Raw genomic sequence first — 19,795 nt, forward strand, 5'->3', positions numbered from 1 at the left:
AAATGATAATGAGAATAAATATTATCCTCAACACCTATAATTCGGGCTCAAACTTCAGTTATAATTTTGCCACTTTTATAGATCTCACCCTTAATCTGACGACCATGTTTAAAAAGACATTTTTCCAAATCCACTGGTTTCTGGGGATTACAGCAGGTTTAATCCTCTCGATAATGGGGGTCACTGGCGCAATCTATTCCTATGAACAACAAATATTAAAATGGATGAATAGCGACAGTTATACGGTTCAGGTTCAGCAACGTGACAAACTCACGCCTGCCGAGTTGTATCAGCACTTTAACCGTACTGCGCCTGACATGAAGATCAACAGTATTACCGTGGCACAAGATCCGAGTGCTTCGAGTACTGTGAATGTTGCCAAAGAAGGCGCACGGCGTGGTCAGAACATCATGATCAACCCGTATACTGCGGAAGTCTTGCCAGAGATTAAGGGTCGGGAATTTTTCCAGTTTGTTCAGCAACTGCATCGTAATTTGACGGTTGGTCCGGTGGGTAAGCAGATTACCGGTGCCTGTACCCTGATGCTGATCTTTTTTGTCTTGTCAGGTCTGTACCTGCGCTGGCCAAAACGTCATTCGATCAAGCAATGGTTCTTTGTAAAACCTCAACTGAAAGGCCGTAATTTTATCTGGGATCTGCACGCTGTTGTGGGAACCTGGGTGGTGATTTTCTACCTGATTCTGGCCTGTACCGGTCTGTACTGGTCTTATGACTGGTGGCGCAACGGCATGTTTAAGGTGCTGGGTGTAGAGCGTCCGCAACCGGAAATGCAGGCCAATGCCGGCAATAACCGTGGTGAAGGACGTCCAAGCGGTGAACGAGGTCTACGTGCCGAAGGTGAAGCACGAGGCGAAGGCCGCCAAGGTGGCGAACGCGGTGCTCGTGGTGAAGGCCGCGAAGGTCTCAGCCCTGAAGCCACTGTCCGTGCATTGGACCATAGCTGGATTGGCTTTAACACTGAATTTTCAGATAAGTATTCTACTGTAACGTTTAACCTTCCGAAAAAACCGGATGGTGAAATGCAACTGAGCTTTGTCGATCCAATCGTTCAGCATGAACGTGCACGAAACAGTGCCACTTATAATTACCAGACAGCTGAATTTACCAAAGTTGAGCTGTATGAAGATAAAAAGCTCAATGAAAAGATCATGAGCAGCATGTTACCGGTGCATCGTGGCAGCTTCTTCGGCCCGATCTACCAGTTCTTTGCCATGGTCGCAGCCTTGTTGATGCCGTTGTTCTTTGTGACCGGCTGGATGCTCTATCTGAAACGTCGCAAACAGAAACGCTTAACGCTGGCAGCACGTCAGGGTGCGACTTTAGTAAACCTAGATGAAAATTCCAAACCGTGGCTCATCGCGTATGCGTCACAAACAGGGGTTTCTGAGCAGCTGGCTTGGCGTACAGCAACTGCCCTGCAGGAAGCGCGTCAACCGGTAACCGTCAAGCCGGTACAACAGCTGACGCTTGCCGATTTACAGCAAACTGAACAGGTATTATTTGTTGCCAGTACCTATGGCACGGGCGAAGCACCGGATCTGGCTTCTTCTTTTGAGAAAAAAATCCTGTCTGCTCAAGCTGATCTCAGTCATTTAAGTTATGCTGTATTGGCCTTAGGTTCTCAGGAATATCCAGACAGCTATTGCAGTTTTGGTCACCGTATTGATCAGTGGTTAAAACAGAATGGTGCCCAGCAGCTATTCAATACAATTGAAGTCGACAATGCCAATAACGAGCATATCCAGCAATGGAATACTGCACTGGCACAAGTCACTCGACTTGAGCTACAAGCGATGAGTATCGATAAGACCTTTGATCACTGGAGTTTGAGTAAACGTGAAGTCCTCAATCCGGGTAGTCTGGGTGCGCCTGCCTTCAATATCGAACTGACCCCTGAGCATGAAGCCGTCTGGCAAGCAGGTGATATTGCCGAGATTCAGCCAGGAAATAGCCCAGAACGTATTCATGCATTTATGCAAAAGCACCAGATAGCAGCGGGTACACAAGTACCTTCTATGCAACAGAATATTGAACAGGCACTCTGGGATCGTGATCTGACTCAGGCTGAACCTTTTGATTCTCTGGATCAGCTCCTCACGCAATTACCGGTTTTGGCAACACGTGAATACTCCATTGCCAGTATTCCAAGCCAGCAGGTTTTACGTCTGGTGGTACGTCAGCAAACCGATGCTAGTGGTAATCTGGGATTGGGTTCAGGCTGGCTGACCCAGCATGCGGCTCTCAATGCGCCCATTGCACTGCGTATTCGCAGCAATGAATCTTTCCACCTGATTGATGACAACCGCCCGATTATCTGTATTGGTAATGGTACCGGCATTGCCGGACTATTAAGTCTGCTCAGTGCGCGTAACCGTCAGGACTATAGCCAGAACTGGCTGATCTTCGGTGAACGTCAGCGTGAACACGACTTCTTCTTTGAAGAAACCATTCAGGCCTGGCTGCAAATGGGAACCCTGAAACTTCTCGATCTTGCATTCTCGCGCGACCAGCAGGAAAAAGTTTATGTACACCATAAACTGCGTGAACAGGCTGAAGAACTAAAAGCTTGGATTGCTCAAGGTGCAGTGATTTATGTCTGTGGTAGCATCAATGGCATGGCCAGCGATGTGGATCAGGCCCTGATTGAGATTCTCGGTGAAACGATGTTAGATCAATTACGTCTGGATGGACGTTATCGCCGTGATGTATATTAAGATAACCTGATATGCTAAAAACCGGGCTCAATGGCCCGGTTTTTATTGAAGATGCAAAAGCAATAATAAGAATATGAATAAGAAAAAAGGAACCCTGGATGCTCAATCAACTTAAACGAAGTCTTAGCCTGATCTCTGGCTTGATCCTATGTATCAATAGCGTCTGGTTACTGAGCCAAGGTCAGAGGCATTTTGCTATTGCCCTGTCGATCTTCATTGGGGTGGCACTCATCCTGTACGCCTTATTTTTTTCATCTATTCAGCGCTGGAAACAGAATTCCCGATTCAGAACCTTGTTCTGGAACAGTCTCTGGGGCGGATTTTTATTCTGGATAATCAGTGTCGCGGCTTTCTTTGTTTATATCCAGATGTCAATCAACCCGAATATTCCGGCACGACCTGCTGCAGCGATTTTAGTATTAGGCAGTGGCATTAATCAGGGTCAGCCCTCACCCATCTTAAAAAATCGTCTGGATACCGCAGCAAAATATGCAGAACGATATCCAAATACTTTAATCATTATGACCGGTGGACGAAATTTCCGGGAGAGACAGAGCGAAGCTGAAGTCATGCAAAGTTATATCTACACGAACTATCCGCAGCTCAAAAACCCCATTAGCTTAGAAGATCAAAGCAGAAGTACCCAACAGAACCTGCAATATTCTCAGGCAATCCTAAAACAGCAACATATTGATCGAAATGAGCCCATTGCGATTGTCACTAGCGATTTTCATAGCCCTCGTGCCCGTGCCATTGCCAGACATCAGGGTTATCAACAAGTCATCAGCCTGAGTGCCAGCACACCCCAGAATGTTCGCTATAATTCCTGGTTACGCGAATATTTTGCTTTGATAAGTGGCTGGCTACTGAATGAATATTCATTGTTCCAATAAACAAGCTGTTTTAAAAACAATAAATTTAATTTAAACGGATCTGCCTAGGCAAAGGCATATCCGGATTTTTAAACAGTTCCGGCTTTTGTACATAGATCTGATACAGATAATTTTTAATATCAAGTAATAATTTTTCCGGTGCCACCAGAATATTCTGCCCTTCCGGGGTCAGGTCAAGCGAAACAATGGTACTTTCCTGACGTAAAAAGGGAATGACTTTCTCTACAAAATCCTTGAGACCAATTTCCTGAATCTCGTAATTTTCCCAATTGTCTTTAATCAACAGTCGAGCCAGACCTTTACTTTGCCAACAGGCAAATGCGCGTTGTCCGGTCGGCGTGGCACATAAGGCCCACCCATCCTGATAGAGTGCAAAAATGCCAGCATTAGCAACAATGGCTTCAATATATTGCTTATAAAGCTGTTGAGGATCGAAAGCAGTTTTTTGGGATTTGGTCGCGGCTTTGCGCTGATAGGGATTTCTCATGGTCGTGAAATCTTAATATTATTATAATACAATCAGATTCTAAGGAATAAATAGAGTTGAAGCAAGAAGATATGGTGGGCGCTGACGGGATCGAACCGCCGACATTCTGCTTGTAAGGCAGACGCTCTACCAACTGAGCTAAGCGCCCTGAGAAAACAACAACGTTGTTTTAAATGACGCAAGACCAACAAGGAATGTAGTCTTGGTATCTTGAAAACTCAGATCTCAGGAATCCAAGCTTTTCATCTTAAGATGGCGCAGCGGACGGGGCTCGAACCCGCGACCCCCGGCGTGACAGGCCGGTATTCTAACCAACTGAACTACCGCTGCATCGTAAGAATCTGGTGGGCGCTGACGGGATCGAACCGCCGACATTCTGCTTGTAAGGCAGACGCTCTACCAACTGAGCTAAGCGCCCTGATAAAGAGTGTCAATCTTTAGTTTATTAAATTCAGGTCAGGGACCTCAATTTAATTTCTTTTGAAATGGCGCAGCGGACGGGGCTCGAACCCGCGACCCCCGGCGTGACAGGCCGGTATTCTAACCAACTGAACTACCGCTGCATCGCAAAAGAATCTGGTGGGCGCTGACGGGATCGAACCGCCGACATTCTGCTTGTAAGGCAGACGCTCTACCAACTGAGCTAAGCGCCCTCAAAAGGTCTATCGTATAAATGGCGCAGCGGACGGGGCTCGAACCCGCGACCCTCGGCGTGACAGGCCGATATTCTAACCAACTGAACTACCGCTGCATTTACACAATGTCGCTATTGTGGCAAACGAAAATCAAGATCTTAAAGTGGCGCAGCGGACGGGGCTCGAACCCGCGACCCCCGGCGTGACAGGCCGGTATTCTAACCAACTGAACTACCGCTGCAACTATAAGGTCTCAACATGAAAGAGCTTGGTGGGCGCTGACGGGATCGAACCGCCGACATTCTGCTTGTAAGGCAGACGCTCTACCAACTGAGCTAAGCGCCCTTTCTAAACGTCTATCATCGTTTGATGGGTGCATTATAGAGAATCTGCACAGCCTGTCAAACGCTTTTCGGAATGTTTTCCACTTTTTAGGTGTGAGTGATTAAAAAATAGGTTGTTTGTTAAAAAAAACAACACTTTTTGTTTATTTTTTAAGTCTCTACCGAAATTTTTTAATTTTCAAAATGAAAATTGAAGCGAAATTTTGTGTTTTACCCTGCGAAGTTTCAGTCTAACCACACGACATATTCCAATTCTGATTAAGGATTATACAAAGCTTTAAAATACTCGACGTTGTGTTCATGTAATCTTTCAACTGTCATTTATTTTTATTCAGAAAATGCCAGTAAATCTAAACTTCAAATAATCATTTAACCCATTCCATGCGATAAAAATACCATCTGGATCAGATTAATCAATCTTTTCTGCTGTCTCCACCAAGCAGATTCAGTCCATAAAAACAAAACCATTTTCACATAATCTTAAAATCTAACTTTTATTCGCTTTTCGAAACATTCAGCCTGCCCAGATCTAATGCCTGTTCTGAAATATAGACCAGTGCATCTTCACTGATCAGGTCAAATAATTCAGCGACCTCCGGATTACGCATACGGATACAGCCGTGCGACAGCGGCTCTCCCATCTTTTCGGTTTCTGGGGTGCCATGAATATAGATATAACGCTGATAGGTATCGCAGCCCTCGCCTTGATTAAAACCCGCTTCAAGGCCACTCAGCCATAAAATGCGCGTCAGGATCCAGTCCCGCTGCGGGAATTCTGCCGCCAATTGGGGATTATAAATTTCACCCGTCGCCTGACGTGCGACAAATACACTATTTAAGGGAGCATTCTGACCAAACTTTTCAGCAATCTTGTGCCAGCCACGAGGAGTCTTGCCACTATTTTCAGTTTCACCAATGCCATTTTTGCCACTGGAAATCAGATATTGCTTGTTTAGACGGGGCAGATACAGTTTTTGTTGGGCAAGATCAATCAGGATATCGGCTTGATCCAGATGCAAGGTATTCATGACTTGTTATTCTCAGACTCTATTTTATTTGGCTTTATAGGGTTTAACTGATTATCTTCAGATGGCGCTGTTGGTAGATCTGTCTTTTCTGGGTCAACTGTATTTTGCTGAATAATGATCTGATTCGGTTCAGGGCGTCGCCATAACCAGATCGCGACGATCAGCATCGTAATATTGGTAAAGGCTTTTACGGCCAAGGGTGCAGTAGTAAACAGCATGATGATCCCGCTGATCAGCATCATGATACTGGCCAGCCATTTGGCCTTACGCGGTACAGTACCGTGGGCACGCCAATCTCTTAAGGTCGGACCATATTTGGGATGATTCAATAACCAGTCATCCATTTGTGGCCAGCCTTTGGATGAGGCCCAGGCGGCCAGAATCAAAAAGACCGTTGTTGGCATACCCGGCAGGATTGCACCGATAAAGCCCAGGATCACAAACAGCACCACCAGACTTCGCCAAAACAACACTTTCATACATCAACCCTAACCGCAGAATTCAGGTAGTATAAAGCGTTTTCCGATACTGTCCGTTGTATTTCTGCACTTTTCACAGGTTGTACTATGCCCTTTTCCAGTTTAAACCAAAATCTTGTAGAGGCATGGCAACGTTATCAACATCCTCTGGTGCGTCAACTGGCATTCGCTGTCGGCAGTCCGAATATCCTGTCCGGCATTCCGGATGAACTTGAGCTTATACATCACTTTGAACTGCATGACAGCCAGACCTGGCAGCACTATCTGAGCCGTTACCATCCACGCTTGGAATTTCTTGATCAGCATCCAAAAGAATTAATCGAATTTGTGCAGCAACTAAAAAGCACGCGTTTAGGGCTGCGTTTTGAAATGCTGGTCTGGTTCTGGTTACTCGATGATGCTTATCACCCCTATCGACTGCTTGGCCATAGTCTGCAAAAAATTGAGGGTGCCAAGACCTTGGGTGAGCTGGATTTTCTGCTATTGAATACTGCTACAGGACAAATTGAACATTGGGAAGTGGCATTGAAGTATTATCTGGCCGAAGCCGATTTTAGTCTGCCGCATTGGTATGGCCTGAACCGCACCGATACTTTAATCAGAAAAATGAAACATTTCACACAAAAACAATTCCAGTTTGATGAGGCTTTGCAGCATCCCATTCAAAAACGGTATTGCGTCCTCAAGGGACAGCTATATTTGCCTACACATCATGCCGATCAGCCAATTCCCTCATGGATCAATACCGAGCGTCGTCTGGGCGTATGGGGACAGCATATTCCTGCTGCACAGCACGGTTTCTATCGTCTGCAACGGCATGAATGGATTTATCCGCAAGCCCGGCCGAGCAGTTCAGCTGCGATCTGGTGGACAGATGGCCTCTATAAGATGGTCGATAGCAATGACTTTTATATGTATCGCAATCCGGTGCTGATCCAGCATCCATCGCATAAACCCCTATAATGCATTACATTTATTAACCGAAGCACTATGAAAACCACATATTTTTTAGCGCGTATATTTTCTACTCTAAGTCCCACATCATAATAATTTTATTATTGATTATACGGAGATGATGATGAAAAAAATTCTTGCTGCTTCATTAATGATGGCTTTTGTATTGACTGGCTGTAACACTGTAAAAGGCATGGGCAAAGATGTGTCTAAGGCTGGCGATGCGGTAACCAATACTGCTGAAAAAACTTCTGACGAAATCCGTCAAAACTAGTTTTTTCCTAAATGCTCACAGAACCCTATCTCAGATAGGGTTTTTTTATATCAGTCGTTCACATTCAAGCCTATATTCGCCTATTATAGAACCGAAAAAACTATCGACTGTTGAATACCGTATGAGCTCTTCCGCTACCCTCGATTTAAGCCTGCAACTATTACGTCAGCCTTCTGTCACACCGATTGATCATGACTGCCAGAACATCATGGCTGAACGTTTAAAGAAGATTGGCTTCAATATTGAATCCATGCGCTTTGAAGATGTAGATAATATCTGGGCACGCAAAGGCACAGAAGGTCCGGTCTTCTGTTTTGCTGGCCATACCGATGTCGTGCCAACGGGGAATCTGGATGCCTGGAACTCAGATCCTTTCTTACCTGAAATCCGTGAAGGCAAACTTTATGGTCGTGGCAGTGCCGATATGAAGACGGCTTTGGCAGCCATGGTAGTCGCAACAGAACGTTTTGTTGAAAAATATCCGAATCATAAAGGTTCAATTGCCTATCTTATTACTTCAGATGAAGAAGGCCCGTCGATTAATGGCACGGTGAAAGTGATTGAAACACTGGAAGCACGTAATGAGAAAATCACTTGGTGTCTGGTTGGTGAACCTTCAAGCACTAACAAACTAGGTGATATTGTTAAAAATGGCCGTCGTGGGTCTTTGAATGCCAATCTCACAGTCAAAGGCAAACAGGGTCATGTGGCTTATCCGCATCTGGCCGTGAATCCGATTCATACCGCCTCTAAAGCGATTGCTGAACTGTGCGACACAGTCTGGGATCATGGCAACGAATATTTCCCGGCGACGACCTTCCAGATTTCCAATATCAATGCAGGTACAGGCGCAACCAATGTTGTTCCCGGCACCATGAACCTATTGTGCAACTGGCGTTATTCAACTGAAGTGACTGCCGAAGAACTTAAATCCCGTACACTGGAAATTCTGGATCGTCATGGTGTGGACTATGATGTTTCCTGGACTTTATCTGGCCTGCCTTTCCTGACCCCGGTCGGTGACCTGGTAAATGCAGCTAAAACCGCCATTCTGAATGTGACAGGGACTGAAACCGAACTCTCGACTTCGGGTGGCACCTCAGATGGCCGCTTTATTGCGCCTACAGGTGCACAAGTTCTGGAACTTGGCGTATTAAATGCCACGATTCATCAGATCAATGAACATGTCGATATTGCAGACCTAGAGCCACTGGCTGAAATTTATGAGCAGATCTTGGTCAACTTACTTGGGAATTAAATAAATAGATGACGTAATAAAAAAGGAACTCCATGAAGTTCCTTTTTTATATTTTATAGTTTGAATTACGGCCCGATTGCAGCCTGAATATTCGTCATATTCGGAATATGGAACAGCTGTTCGTTCATGCGCACATATTGAAAGATGGCAGGATCATTCACCGGCTGATCGACATCGACCACTTCAGAAATACGGATCCGGATGGTTTTCGGCATTTCATTGCACATCAAGGCAAAGCGCTGAGTGATTTCATCACCCTCAATCACCAATGCCACCCCATTTTGACGTGAAGGATCATTCACTGCATAGACCGGCAATTGGGCTTCATGCCACTCCACTATCTTAACCTGGGTATTACTATCCAGTGCTGACAGGACAATGTTTTGTGGCAATAACATCGGATCTTTGCCATGACAATCAATAATATAGGCATCAATAAATCCGGTCGATACCGTAATCAGATGCTGAAGTTCCTGCTGGCTAATCTGATCAGCCATTTTATTGCTTGAATTGGTCTGACTCATATATTACCCCTGTTTTTCAGCAATCAGTTGTTGGATATTGGCCAACAGTTCCGCTTCCTGGAACGGTTTACCCATATAATGTGTTACACCTAGGCTGAATGCACGTTCACGATGCTTCTCACCGGTACGTGAGGTAATCATGATAATCGGCAAGTCACGGTGAATATCATGGTGACGAACCAGATTGGTCACTTCGAAACCGTCCATACGTGGCATTTCGATATCCAGCAACATCAGATCCGGTCTGACGTTTTCAAGCTGCTCGATCGCATCCACACCATCTTTGGCAGTGACAATATCATAGCCTTGACGTTCCAGCAGACGCGACGTCACTTTACGTACAGTCACCGAGTCATCGACAATCATCACCAGACGACGTGCATTGGAATTACGCGAACCATCACGCTGATCATTCAGTTGTTTGATACGCTGTGTCGCCTGAATCTGGCGGGCAACATTCTGTCCATCGAGAATCAGACAGACCTGACCATCACCTAGAATCGTAGCACCGGCCACCACTCCGACATTGGCAAACTGCTGTCCAATCGGTTTCACCACAATTTGCGCTCGTGAACCGACCAGCTGATCGACCAGCAAGGCAATGGTTTGACCACTATTACCTTTAATCAACAGCACCGGCAATGAATGACCAACATTATTCAGACGTGGAATCGGCTGGTTGCCCACAAACTCAGACAGATAACGCAGCTTATAGTTTGCGCCATCGATCTTGAAATAGTCATCTTTACTGTTGAAATAGCTTTCCAATGTGGTCGGTGCAATACGTACGATTCTGTCAATCTGCGCCAGAGAAATCGCATATTGCTGATCGCCCACTTTCACCATCAAGGCATCGCTGACCGCTACGGTCGTCGGTACGCGAATCGTAAAGACCGTACCCTTGCCCAGTTCCGAGCTCACTGACACATGGCCGCCCAGTGATTTGATCTCGCTTTGTACCACATCCAGACCGACACCACGACCAGAAATCTGGGTCACTGCTTTCGCGGTACTGAAACCAGGATGGAAGATAAATTGCAGGATTTCTTCCTGATCAATGACTTGATCCGCTTTGATTAGATCCAGACTCAGCGCTTTTTCACGAATCTTCTCTGCATCAATCCCCTTACCATCATCACTAAAGGATACAATTACATCGGTTCCCTGGCGGCTGATGTTCAAGACAATCGAACCCACTTCCGGCTTGTTCAGTGCGATACGATCTGCCGTATCTTCCAGGCCATGGTCAATCGCATTACGCAGCATATGCTCAAATGGGGTGACCAGACGCTCGAGAATATTACGATCCAGTTCACCTTCGGTATTCTGTACGATCAGTTCTGCAGGACGGTTCAAGGTGGTCGAGGTTTGACGCACAATACGCTGTAAACGCGGCAACATCCGGTCAAACGGAACCAGACGGGTACGCATCAGGCTTTCCTGAATCTCGGCCTGAATACGGGATTGTTGCAATAACAGACCTTCAGTTTCGCGAATCTTGTCGGCCAGTGTACTCTTGAAGTCGACCAAATCTGATGCAGATTCTGCCAGTGATTTAGACAGCTGGTTGAGCGACGAATACTGGTCCATTTCCAGCGGGTCAAAGTCGGCATAGCGCGAGTTCTCTGAACCATGTTTGGCAATAATCTGTGATTCCAGCTCGCCTTCCATTCGACGTAACTGATCAGCAAGACGTTTGATCGCCAATTCCATCTCGTTCAGGGTATTGCCTAGCTGACCCAGGTCCATCTCGATACGCGAACGGTTAATCGAGTTCTCACCGGACAGGTCAATCATCTTCTCGACCAGATCAGCAGAGATACGGATCATCTCGTTATTACTATCGCTGGTACCGCTATTCGCCCATTCACCCATCATCTGTGGCGGTTCAGTACCATCACCTTCAACAAAGCCGAAGTCGGTGCTGACTACAAGATTATCTGTTTTCGCCAGACGCTCAGGCAATTGCGCAGTAACGTCCACATAAGCAATCTTTTTCAGACTGCTGTGAAGCGGCTCAAAGCCGCTATAGTCGCGCTGGAAAATCGCCTGTCTTAACCAGACCAGCGTTTTCTGCAATAAGCCGTCATAGGCATTCGAGTTAAATTGATAGACCGCAAACTGTTCGAAAGTCGTTTCCAGCTCATAGGCAATACTGGCCACTTCTTCAACATCAATCATACGTGCGCCACCCTTGATACTATGGGCGGCACGCTGTAATTGCAGCAATAAACTACGGTCACTACGCTGATCAAACCATTGATTGAGGAGCTTCTCGGCATTCGCCAGAATCTCTTCGGATTCTTCCAGGAAAGACTCTTCAACAATGGATTTCAGTTCGTCTTCTTCAGAACGTTCTACTGGTGTGTCTTCAATAGCCTCAGAAGACTCAGAGATTTCCAGTAATTCTTCAGCTTCAGCCAGATCAGTTGCAGGCTGTTCAGTCGTTGCTGACTCTTCAAGTTGCGGTTCAGGAATTGATGTCGCTTCGACCTCTGCAACTTTAACTCCAGTGTTCGCGCTCTCCACAGCAGCAACAGCTTGTCCAGAAACCAATGCCTGAATATTTTGCAGAATCGCAATCGCTTCTGGTGCAGGATAATCAATACCGTCTTCCCGAATGGATTGAATACGATCGGAAACGTTATCCTGAACCAGACGAATAATCTGGATTAAAGCAGGTGTTACGGCAATTTGCTGACGGATCACCCGCTCATAAATACTTTCTAGTTCATGCGCAATCAAACCGATATGCGATGCTGCGATCATGTTTGCACCACCTTTTAAGGTATGCAAATGACGCATCAGATTGTTCAGTGAGGTCGTATCATCCTGTTTTTTGCTCCAGGTATTCAGATCTTCATCAATGCCTGCGAGCAATTCATCCGCTTCTTCCAGGAAGATACTTAATAATTCTTCATCAAAATCACGGTTGGTTTCAGTACTTTGCTGCTGCTGACGATCTGCAGCGATGCGTTGACTCAAACCAGCAAAATCGACACTGCCAGGCGCGACAGTTTCAGCCACTTGTGTGGCCTCTGAGCTTAGCTCAATATTCTGATTACTAGTATCTTCAGCAAATATCTCGAGATCCTGCTGCACAAATGCAGACAGTTCACTGAGTATTTTTTGAATCTCATCATTCAGAATGACGCGCTGTCCTGCGGCCAGGGTATCAAATAAATGAATAAATTCCTGGTGTGCCTGTGCGAACAGCTCATAAGCATAATCACTGTTTAGCAGCACTGGCTTTTCAAGTAGCGCATCATAAGCCGATTTCAGATCGGCAGTGAATTCATGAATTCCTTGGGCTGCCCGGCTTTCTGTATGTGCCAGCAATTCTGCAGCCTGCTGGCTGAGTGCCTGAATATATTCCGGATAATCGACTTGGGCACGTTTATCAAATTCAAACTCGGCATCCAATAACAGATCAATATCCAACTCAACCAGTTTGGACACCAAGCCTTGCGTCTGAATGCTATTGGTTTCAATAACTGCAAAGCCATAATTATTCCAGACACGCTCAAAGGTGGCATATACCGCATCCAGTTTTGCAGTATTGCCCTGACGTAGCAAATGCAGATAGTCACTGACAAACTCAGCATACTGAATCAGTAAAGCGGTTTCTTTTGAGGTTGAGACAATTTCATCTTGTAGCAAGGTTTTGAACAGATGCTCCACTTTAGAGCTGGCCTCAAAAATCTGGTCAATCTGCGCCATGGATGAACTGCCGCGCAAAGTATGAATCGCACGAATCAGCGCATTATAATCTTGTGATTTTTCATCTTCAGTGCGAAGGAAGGTGGCAATCGTTTCCAGATGCTCTTCTGCTTCTTCAATAAAGATCGCCACAGTTTCTTCGATATCACTGCGAACCGGTACTTCTACTGGCGCTATTGTTAGCTCAACTTCACTTGGCTCATTCTCTGTAAGCTCAAGACCTGTCATCTGACCTTCAGCGGTCAAATGATCTGCCAATGCCAGTAATTCTTCCAATGCAGGTTCAGGCGAAATTTGTTGTTGTAATTGTTGTCCCAAGTGCACCATTGGACGCAGATCGAGATCTAATTGCTGTACATGTTTGAATTTTGGATATAAAGCATATTGATAGACATTCAGTACTGCTTGGGCAAATTTCTGTACCGTCGGTGTCAACTGAATCGAACCAGACAAGACCCGGTTTAAGGTATCTTCAACCGCCCAGGCCATTTCCCCGGCCGATTTTGCCCCGACCATGCGGCCTGAACCTTTCAGGGTATGAAAATGGCGGCGAATGGTTTTCAGATTTTCTTGATGATCTGGATTAGTCAACCATTCTGGAAATAAAGCATTTAACTCAACGAAGATCTCTTCGATTTCCTCAACAAAAATTTCAAGAATTTCTGCATCTTGGTCAAGATAACTATCTTCAGGAAGCGTTGTCGTTTCAACTAAATTTTTTAATATTTCTTTCATAGCTCATGCTTCTTACGTTATGCCGCCAAGAAGGGCGCTCAAACTTAATTGTGACCGTCACGCGATACCTAACGTATGAAGTTAAGTACATCTTGTCGAGGCTTTATCTGTATTTCTGAATGTGTCTCAACCGCGGTCAAGACACATTTCCCCATCATGTCTGACTTTATTCTGGTAGTTTAAAGTCAGATACAGATTCACGTAATGCATCGGCCATGTTTGCCAGTTCAGATACTGAACGTGCTGTATCGAAGGTTGCACTGGTGGTTTGCGAGGTAATTTCCTGTACGACATTCATCGTGGTCGCAATATGACCTGCAGATGCTGACTGCAGTTTCGCAGCATCAGAAATGTTCGCAATCAGTTTCGCAAGGTTGTTCGATACTGTTTGAATCTCATCTAGTGCTACACCGGCATCTTTAGACAAGTTCGCACCACGTACAACTTCCGATGTAGTTTGTTCCATCGAAATAACGGCTTCGTTCGTATCCGTTTGAATGGTTTTTACCAGGCCTTCAATCTGCTTGGTTGCAGAAGCTGAACGTTCCGCAAGACGCTGTACTTCATCGGCTACGACCGCGAAACCACGACCTGCTTCACCGGCCATCGATGCCTGAATTGCTGCGTTTAATGCCAGGATGTTCGTCTGGTCAGCAATATCGTTAATCAAGGCTACGATGTTACCAATTTCCTGAGAAGATTCACCCAAACGTTTAATACGTTTTGAAGTTTCCTGAATCTGTTCACGAATCGTGTCCATACCCTCAATCGAGCGATGTACGACATCCGCACCGTTTGCAGCAATTTGTACTGAACGCTCTGCTACCACCGCTGATTCATCGGCGTTGGCAGATACCTGGTCAATCGACAGTGCCATTTCGTTAATCGCTGCAGAAGCACCAGCAATTTCTTGTGCCTGATGCTCAGATGCTTCAGCTAACTGGTTGGTAATGCTTTGTGTAGTTGCAGTATATTGCGCAACTTCTTGTGAAGTTTCAGTAATACGCGATACCAGGTCACGTAACTGGTCAATCGCAAAGTTAATCGAGTCGGCAATCGCACCGGTAAAGTCTTCAGATACTGTTGCATATGAACGCAAGTCACCATCTGCAAGATCGGCGATCTCATCCAGTAAACGTAAAATCGCATTCTGGTTACGGTCATATTCTTCTTGTAAACGGCCTACACGCTGCTTATCCGACAAACCACGCAGAGAAAGCAACTTGAATACACACAGCAAGAAACCGACTAATAATGCGATTAGCAGGACTGCCGGAACAACCGTTTTAAGACCTGAGTTACCCGATAATTTATTCAGGTTATCCAAAAGCACATCAGATTGAGAAAAAATAGATGCGGCTGCCTGACGAACTTTTACGATCTGTGTAGAGTTTTTCAGAATAATCGCTGATGCAGACTCGAGTACGTCATCATATTCAGCCTTGATACCTTCCAGAGATTCACGCAGAGTTGGATCATCAATACGCTGTACACCCAGTTCAGCAGAACCATTTAACTGTGCATTCAGATAAGAACCAAAAGTTTCGGTATCGGCACTGAAGTCATCCGCAGATTCACGTGAACCATCATTACCTGTCAGTACCAAACTGATTGAACGTAAGATACGTTCTGCAATGAATACCTGGTTTTTGGCAATAACCACCTGGTTCGATGGCATATCTTGACGTGCCATCTGGTCGACCATCAAGTTATATTCCGCCTGAATCCCTGGAATCGCTTCACCAATCGCGATGTTGGTGTCGTATAACTGGTTAATAATTTTTTGTTGCGAGGTAATCAGATCAATACTGCTGGATACTTCTGTCCACTGTTTATCAACAGCTTGCAACGCATCATTGTTAGAGTGAATACTTTTAACTGTCTCAAGGTTTTCAGCAAAAGCTTTTTGCGAATCAGTCAGGTTCTTCATGGCCTCAGGCGTACCCGAAGCTGTCGCTTCAGTCGCTTGGCGCGAAATCGTTTGCGAGAGGAGACGCAAATCACCCAGACTTTGAGTGAGTTCATTGGTACGTGGAACACTATAAAAAAGATACAATAAAGTGATCAGTGCGGCTAAAAGACAGCCTGCTGCTCCATAGATCAGCGGTTTTGATTTCTCACTATCACCGAAGACACGTGATAACTGATCTACTTGCGTTTGAATCTTAGCTAAAAAAGCATTACCGCCTTTGCGGCCAGTGCTCTCACCTGTATTTTTCTTTTTAAGTTTAAAGCCCATGCAGCCTCTCCCCGGTTGACGCCTTGCTTAGTTTCGAGCGCGACATTTAATTTATAAATTTTATAGATGCGTTCATAAATTTTGGATTTTGCAACAGACGACTGAATAAAAACACATGCCACTGCTGGTTGTGCTGATGGAAAAACCCCTGACAATATTCTTGTAAGTTTTTATCCAATTCAGATTTCTTCGAAAAGAAACTTTTCTTATTGAAATGTTGTATACCCAAAACTTGATCTACGACCAAACCCACATACTGGTCATTATGGTTGATGCATAATACTTTTTGAGTCGGTGAAAATTGACTGCTCTGCCCTGATACATACTGCGTCAGATCAGAAACCGATAACAGTCTTCCCCGGATATTCGCCAGACCCAACACCCATGCTTGTGTCTTGGGTACCGGCGTATATTCTGGGGGATAAATCACTTCTGATACTTCCCCCAGCGGGGCAACAAAATATTGCCCCATCATCTCAAAAGCAATGCCCGACCATCGGTTAACTTCATTGCCATTGGAAACGTAGTTTTTATTCCCCCGTTTCGCAATGCGAAGCAATTCGATAAATCCATTTGCTGCCATAGAGCTTATCCTGCATTGAGGTGCTGCTTAATTACATCTATTAATTGTTTTTCATCGACTGGTTTTGTTAGATAATCCGCTGCGCCTTGACGCTTGCCCCATACACGGTCAGTGGCCTGATCCTTAGTACTCACAATCACGATTGGAATATGTTTGGTCGTTGCACCACGTGCAATCTGGCGGGTCGCCTGAAAACCATTCACGCCCGGCATAACCACATCCATCAGGACTAGGTCCGGCAATTCTGCCTGTGCCATGGTGACGCCATCTGCGCCATTGGCTGCTTCAATCACCTCAAAGCCGTGTTTAGAAAGAATCTCTCTAAAGCGAAAAGTTTCTGTCGGTGAGTCATCCACAATTAGGATACGTGCCATGCCAATTCCCCAAAAAAATCAAATATTAAGCACTAATATGGTTACGGATTGCATTGAGCAATTCATCTTTACTAAAAGGTTTGGTCAGGTATTCATCTGAACCCACGACACGACCTTTGGCCTGATCAAATAAGCCATCTTTACTTGATAGCATAATCACAGGAATATTCTGGTAATTCTGAGAGTTTTTGATTAAGGCGCAGGTTTGGTAACCATCTAGGCGCGGCATCATAATATCTACAAAAACGATATCTGGATTTGCTTCGGCAATTTTTGACAAAGCCTCAAAACCGTCTACTGCAGTAATGACCTCATAACCTTCGCGTTGAAGAAGAGTTTCCGCAGTACGACGAATGGTCTTTGAGTCATCAATAACCATAATTTTTAGATTTTGGAATTTATCGTCCATTTGTTTAACCCTTCCCATTTTAGAAACTATATGCCATAAGGCTCATAGGATTATTTTATTACGATCGATAAACATTTTTAACATAAAGTCACTTGTATTATCAATGAACATTTTCTACACAAGTAGACAAAATCATTTATTTTTAATAACAGCTTCACATTTTCTTATCGTTATTGGTTTTTTTTTGACTAACGGTAGTTTTTTATTGATAAATTTAAGTCTAATATAACAAGATTATTACTTTAAAATAAGTAATTTAGTCAACTTTAAATTCGGGGAGCCAATGATGAGTCAGTTTTTAAGAAAACTTGCTGTCATTGATAAAAATAAAATGACTGGTCAATTCATTGTTGTTGTGCTGCTACTGTTACAGGTGAGCTTAACGTGTGCGAGTAGTAACCAAGTCCCGCAAAAAGCCACCTGGTATCGTTATTATGACAGCAAGGGTGTGGCCAATATCAGTACTAATGTCACGCCAAATCATATCCGTTATGGCTATGAAGCACTTGACCAGAATATGCAGGTGATTAAGCGTGCCCGTCCTTATAATGCCGAAGCGGATATCAGGCAAGCGCCACAACGTGCCCAACAGGCGCAGCGAATTGCCGAAGATCACAGACTCAAGCGTGCTTATAACAATAGCCAGACCGCTTTACAGAAAAAGAATGACAGCTTGATCCAGTTAAAAAAACAGATTGATTTCCAGCAAGAGCAAATGAAGCAACTGCAAAAAGATCGGGTCATGTTTGTACGTCAGGAACGTGAATATTTACGTAAAGGTAAAACACCACCGGCACACCTGAAAACAACATTAGACAATAACCAGAAAAATCTCATTTCCCAAAAAGAAAATATTCAATCTTTACAAAGTCGCTATCGAAATCTGGAAGCAGAATACGACAAAATTATCGCCCGTTTAAAAGCACTTGAATAAATACAAATAGCGTGTTGAGGTTTTGATCCATAGCACGCTAAAAGGACTCATATGCAAACTGCACCGCATTCTCATGATTTAAATATGCCTTCCCCGCGCTCTATCCTGATCATGAGTGCACTTTGCTTAAATATATTTTTAGTGGCTTGTGATAAAAATGAACCCGTACAGCAAGCAGAAACACCCAAATCCATTGAAGTCATTCCTCAAGATCTAGTTGCAGTTCAATCTGGCAATTCAGTTCAAAAAACTTCATTCACCGGCACCATTCGTGCAGTCAATCAAAGCAGCATACAGGCACAGGTTTCTGCTACTGCCACCAGCGTAAACGCACAGGTAGGTCAATCAGTTTCCAAGGGACAAGTGCTGGTACGTCTAAATAATCAGGACAATGCAGCCCGTTTGGCACAGGCACGTGCGAATCTGGCCTCCACTCAAGCACAAGCCAATCAGGCTCGCAACATGATGCAGCGGAAAAAGCGCCTGCTCGATCAGGGTTTTATTTCAAAAGTAGAATATGAACAAAGTCAGGTCGATTATCAGGCCCAGCTTGAAAATGTCCGCGCCCAGCAAGCCAATGTCGATATTGCCCAGAAAGCAGATCGTGATGGCACCATGACTAGCCCGATCAGTGGCGTGATTACCCAGCGCCAGGTCGAACCCGGCCAAACCGTGGCAATTGGACAAACCCTGTTTGAAATCGTCGATCCGAAACGGCTGGAAATTCAGGCACGCGTACCCAGTGATCTGCAATCAGGTTTAAGACTGGGCAGTAAAATCGAATACACTATTCAAGGCAATCCAAACCGGCTCACTGCCGTAATTAGCCGGATTTCCCCGATCGCAGATCAGGCCAGTCGCCAGATCGAATTCTTTGCCACGCCAAATGAAACCATTCCCTCGCTAAGTATCGGCTCCTTCATTGAAGGCAACATTCTGAGTTCACAACAGATTTCCGGACAGATGATTCCATTGGATACCATTCAGGATATCCAGAACAAACCCTATGTCTGGGTGATTCGCCAGAATAAAATTATCAAGGTCAATGTTCAGGTACTAGAACAGCGTTATAGCGACAACATTGCCGTGGTTCAAGGACTGGAAAATAGTGATCAGGTCAGCCGGGTTAAGTTTAGCGAAGCCGATCTGCAAAAAACTGTCACCCTTCGCGCCAACTAAAACCATTCATA

The 19,795-nt window shown here is 44.9% G+C and carries 15 protein-coding genes, 8 tRNA genes and 1 pseudogene; 7 read left to right on the forward strand and 17 right to left on the reverse strand.

The annotated features are described in order from the left end of the window. The first annotated feature begins 104 nt into the window (after positions 1 to 104). Both NI468_RS03155 and NI468_RS03160 read left to right on the forward strand, forming a co-directional pair. Positions 105 to 2,735 (forward strand): PepSY domain-containing protein, encoded by a 2,631-nt coding sequence (locus NI468_RS03155; RefSeq protein WP_253099878.1) that lies wholly within the window; start codon positions 105 to 107, stop codon positions 2,733 to 2,735. A gap of 98 nt (positions 2,736 to 2,833) precedes the next feature. Continuing rightward, the gene (locus tag NI468_RS03160; protein WP_180037071.1) at positions 2,834 to 3,628 is read left to right on the forward strand and encodes a YdcF family protein; all 795 of its coding nucleotides are present in this window, start codon (positions 2,834 to 2,836) and stop codon (positions 3,626 to 3,628) included. A 25-nt stretch (positions 3,629 to 3,653) separates the two neighbouring features. Here the strand turns inward: NI468_RS03160 and NI468_RS03165 are convergent, their stop codons facing one another. From NI468_RS03165 to NI468_RS03215, 11 genes and pseudogenes are all read right to left on the reverse strand, one after another. Then, positions 3,654 to 4,115, reverse strand: a complete 462-nt coding sequence (locus tag NI468_RS03165) for a DUF2750 domain-containing protein (RefSeq protein ID WP_004645832.1) — start codon at positions 4,113 to 4,115, stop codon at positions 3,654 to 3,656. A 72-nt stretch (positions 4,116 to 4,187) separates the two neighbouring features. Then, a tRNA-Val gene (locus NI468_RS03170) sits at positions 4,188 to 4,263 on the reverse strand. 105 nt (positions 4,264 to 4,368) lie between these two features. Next, a tRNA-Asp gene (locus tag NI468_RS03175) sits at positions 4,369 to 4,445 on the reverse strand. Positions 4,446 to 4,457: 12 nt separating this feature from the next. Next, positions 4,458 to 4,533, reverse strand: a tRNA-Val gene (locus tag NI468_RS03180). Between the two features lie 68 nt (positions 4,534 to 4,601). Further along, positions 4,602 to 4,678 (reverse strand) — tRNA-Asp (locus tag NI468_RS03185). A 14-nt stretch (positions 4,679 to 4,692) separates the two neighbouring features. After that, positions 4,693 to 4,768: transfer RNA gene (locus tag NI468_RS03190), tRNA-Val, on the reverse strand. Positions 4,769 to 4,789: 21 nt separating this feature from the next. After that, a tRNA-Asp gene (locus NI468_RS03195) sits at positions 4,790 to 4,866 on the reverse strand. Positions 4,867 to 4,914: 48 nt separating this feature from the next. Further along, positions 4,915 to 4,991, reverse strand: a tRNA-Asp gene (locus NI468_RS03200). Between the two features lie 28 nt (positions 4,992 to 5,019). After that, positions 5,020 to 5,095, reverse strand: a tRNA-Val gene (locus tag NI468_RS03205). A gap of 493 nt (positions 5,096 to 5,588) precedes the next feature. Continuing rightward, complete coding sequence (gene elsL / locus NI468_RS03210; RefSeq protein WP_004731981.1) at positions 5,589 to 6,122, reverse strand: cell wall-recycling L,D-carboxypeptidase ElsL; 534 nt, start codon at positions 6,120 to 6,122, stop codon at positions 5,589 to 5,591. A 125-nt stretch (positions 6,123 to 6,247) separates the two neighbouring features. Continuing rightward, a pseudogene (locus tag NI468_RS03215) lies at positions 6,248 to 6,601 on the reverse strand (YbaN family protein); the annotation flags it as partial. A gap of 87 nt (positions 6,602 to 6,688) precedes the next feature. On the opposite strand from NI468_RS03215, the gene NI468_RS03220 reads away from it, so the two are divergent. From NI468_RS03220 to dapE, 3 genes are all read left to right on the forward strand, one after another. After that, entirely contained in the window at positions 6,689 to 7,564 is an 876-nt protein-coding gene (locus NI468_RS03220) for a DUF1853 family protein (protein ID WP_253099881.1), read from the forward strand. A 112-nt stretch (positions 7,565 to 7,676) separates the two neighbouring features. Continuing rightward, the gene (locus NI468_RS03225) at positions 7,677 to 7,829 is read left to right on the forward strand and encodes an entericidin A/B family lipoprotein (protein ID WP_004280704.1); all 153 of its coding nucleotides are present in this window, start codon (positions 7,677 to 7,679) and stop codon (positions 7,827 to 7,829) included. A 121-nt stretch (positions 7,830 to 7,950) separates the two neighbouring features. After that, positions 7,951 to 9,087: a succinyl-diaminopimelate desuccinylase gene (dapE, locus tag NI468_RS03230; protein ID WP_005106258.1), complete on the forward strand. Its 1,137-nt coding sequence runs from the start codon at positions 7,951 to 7,953 to the stop codon at positions 9,085 to 9,087. A gap of 65 nt (positions 9,088 to 9,152) precedes the next feature. Here the strand turns inward: dapE and NI468_RS03235 are convergent, their stop codons facing one another. The 6 genes from NI468_RS03235 to pilG form a co-directional block, all read right to left on the reverse strand. After that, a complete protein-coding gene (locus NI468_RS03235) occupies positions 9,153 to 9,611 on the reverse strand; it encodes a hypothetical protein (RefSeq protein ID WP_247143040.1) in 459 nt (152 codons plus the stop codon). A gap of 3 nt (positions 9,612 to 9,614) precedes the next feature. Beyond that, entirely contained in the window at positions 9,615 to 14,066 is a 4,452-nt protein-coding gene (locus NI468_RS03240; protein WP_253099884.1) for an Hpt domain-containing protein, read from the reverse strand. 166 nt (positions 14,067 to 14,232) lie between these two features. Continuing rightward, a complete protein-coding gene (locus tag NI468_RS03245) occupies positions 14,233 to 16,305 on the reverse strand; it encodes a methyl-accepting chemotaxis protein (RefSeq protein WP_004645841.1) in 2,073 nt (690 codons plus the stop codon). Positions 16,306 to 16,351: 46 nt separating this feature from the next. Next, the gene (locus tag NI468_RS03250; protein WP_004280709.1) at positions 16,352 to 16,888 is read right to left on the reverse strand and encodes a chemotaxis protein CheW; all 537 of its coding nucleotides are present in this window, start codon (positions 16,886 to 16,888) and stop codon (positions 16,352 to 16,354) included. 5 nt (positions 16,889 to 16,893) lie between these two features. Continuing rightward, positions 16,894 to 17,262 carry a response regulator gene (locus tag NI468_RS03255; protein ID WP_004280710.1) on the reverse strand — a complete coding sequence of 123 codons (369 nt, stop codon included), beginning with the start codon at positions 17,260 to 17,262 and terminating at the stop codon, positions 16,894 to 16,896. Between the two features lie 25 nt (positions 17,263 to 17,287). Continuing rightward, on the reverse strand, positions 17,288 to 17,671 hold the full coding sequence (pilG, locus tag NI468_RS03260; protein ID WP_004280711.1) for a twitching motility response regulator PilG: 384 nt from the start codon (positions 17,669 to 17,671) through the stop codon (positions 17,288 to 17,290). 286 nt (positions 17,672 to 17,957) lie between these two features. On the opposite strand from pilG, the gene NI468_RS03265 reads away from it, so the two are divergent. Both NI468_RS03265 and NI468_RS03270 read left to right on the forward strand, forming a co-directional pair. Further along, complete coding sequence (locus NI468_RS03265; RefSeq protein ID WP_253099887.1) at positions 17,958 to 18,605, forward strand: hypothetical protein; 648 nt, start codon at positions 17,958 to 17,960, stop codon at positions 18,603 to 18,605. Between the two features lie 51 nt (positions 18,606 to 18,656). Continuing rightward, the gene (locus tag NI468_RS03270; RefSeq protein WP_253099890.1) at positions 18,657 to 19,784 is read left to right on the forward strand and encodes an efflux RND transporter periplasmic adaptor subunit; all 1,128 of its coding nucleotides are present in this window, start codon (positions 18,657 to 18,659) and stop codon (positions 19,782 to 19,784) included. Positions 19,785 to 19,795 lie beyond the last annotated feature (11 nt).

Origin of the sequence: Acinetobacter lwoffii (assembly GCF_024129355.1) — a bacterium.
Lineage (GTDB): Bacteria > Pseudomonadota > Gammaproteobacteria > Pseudomonadales > Moraxellaceae > Acinetobacter > Acinetobacter lwoffii_I.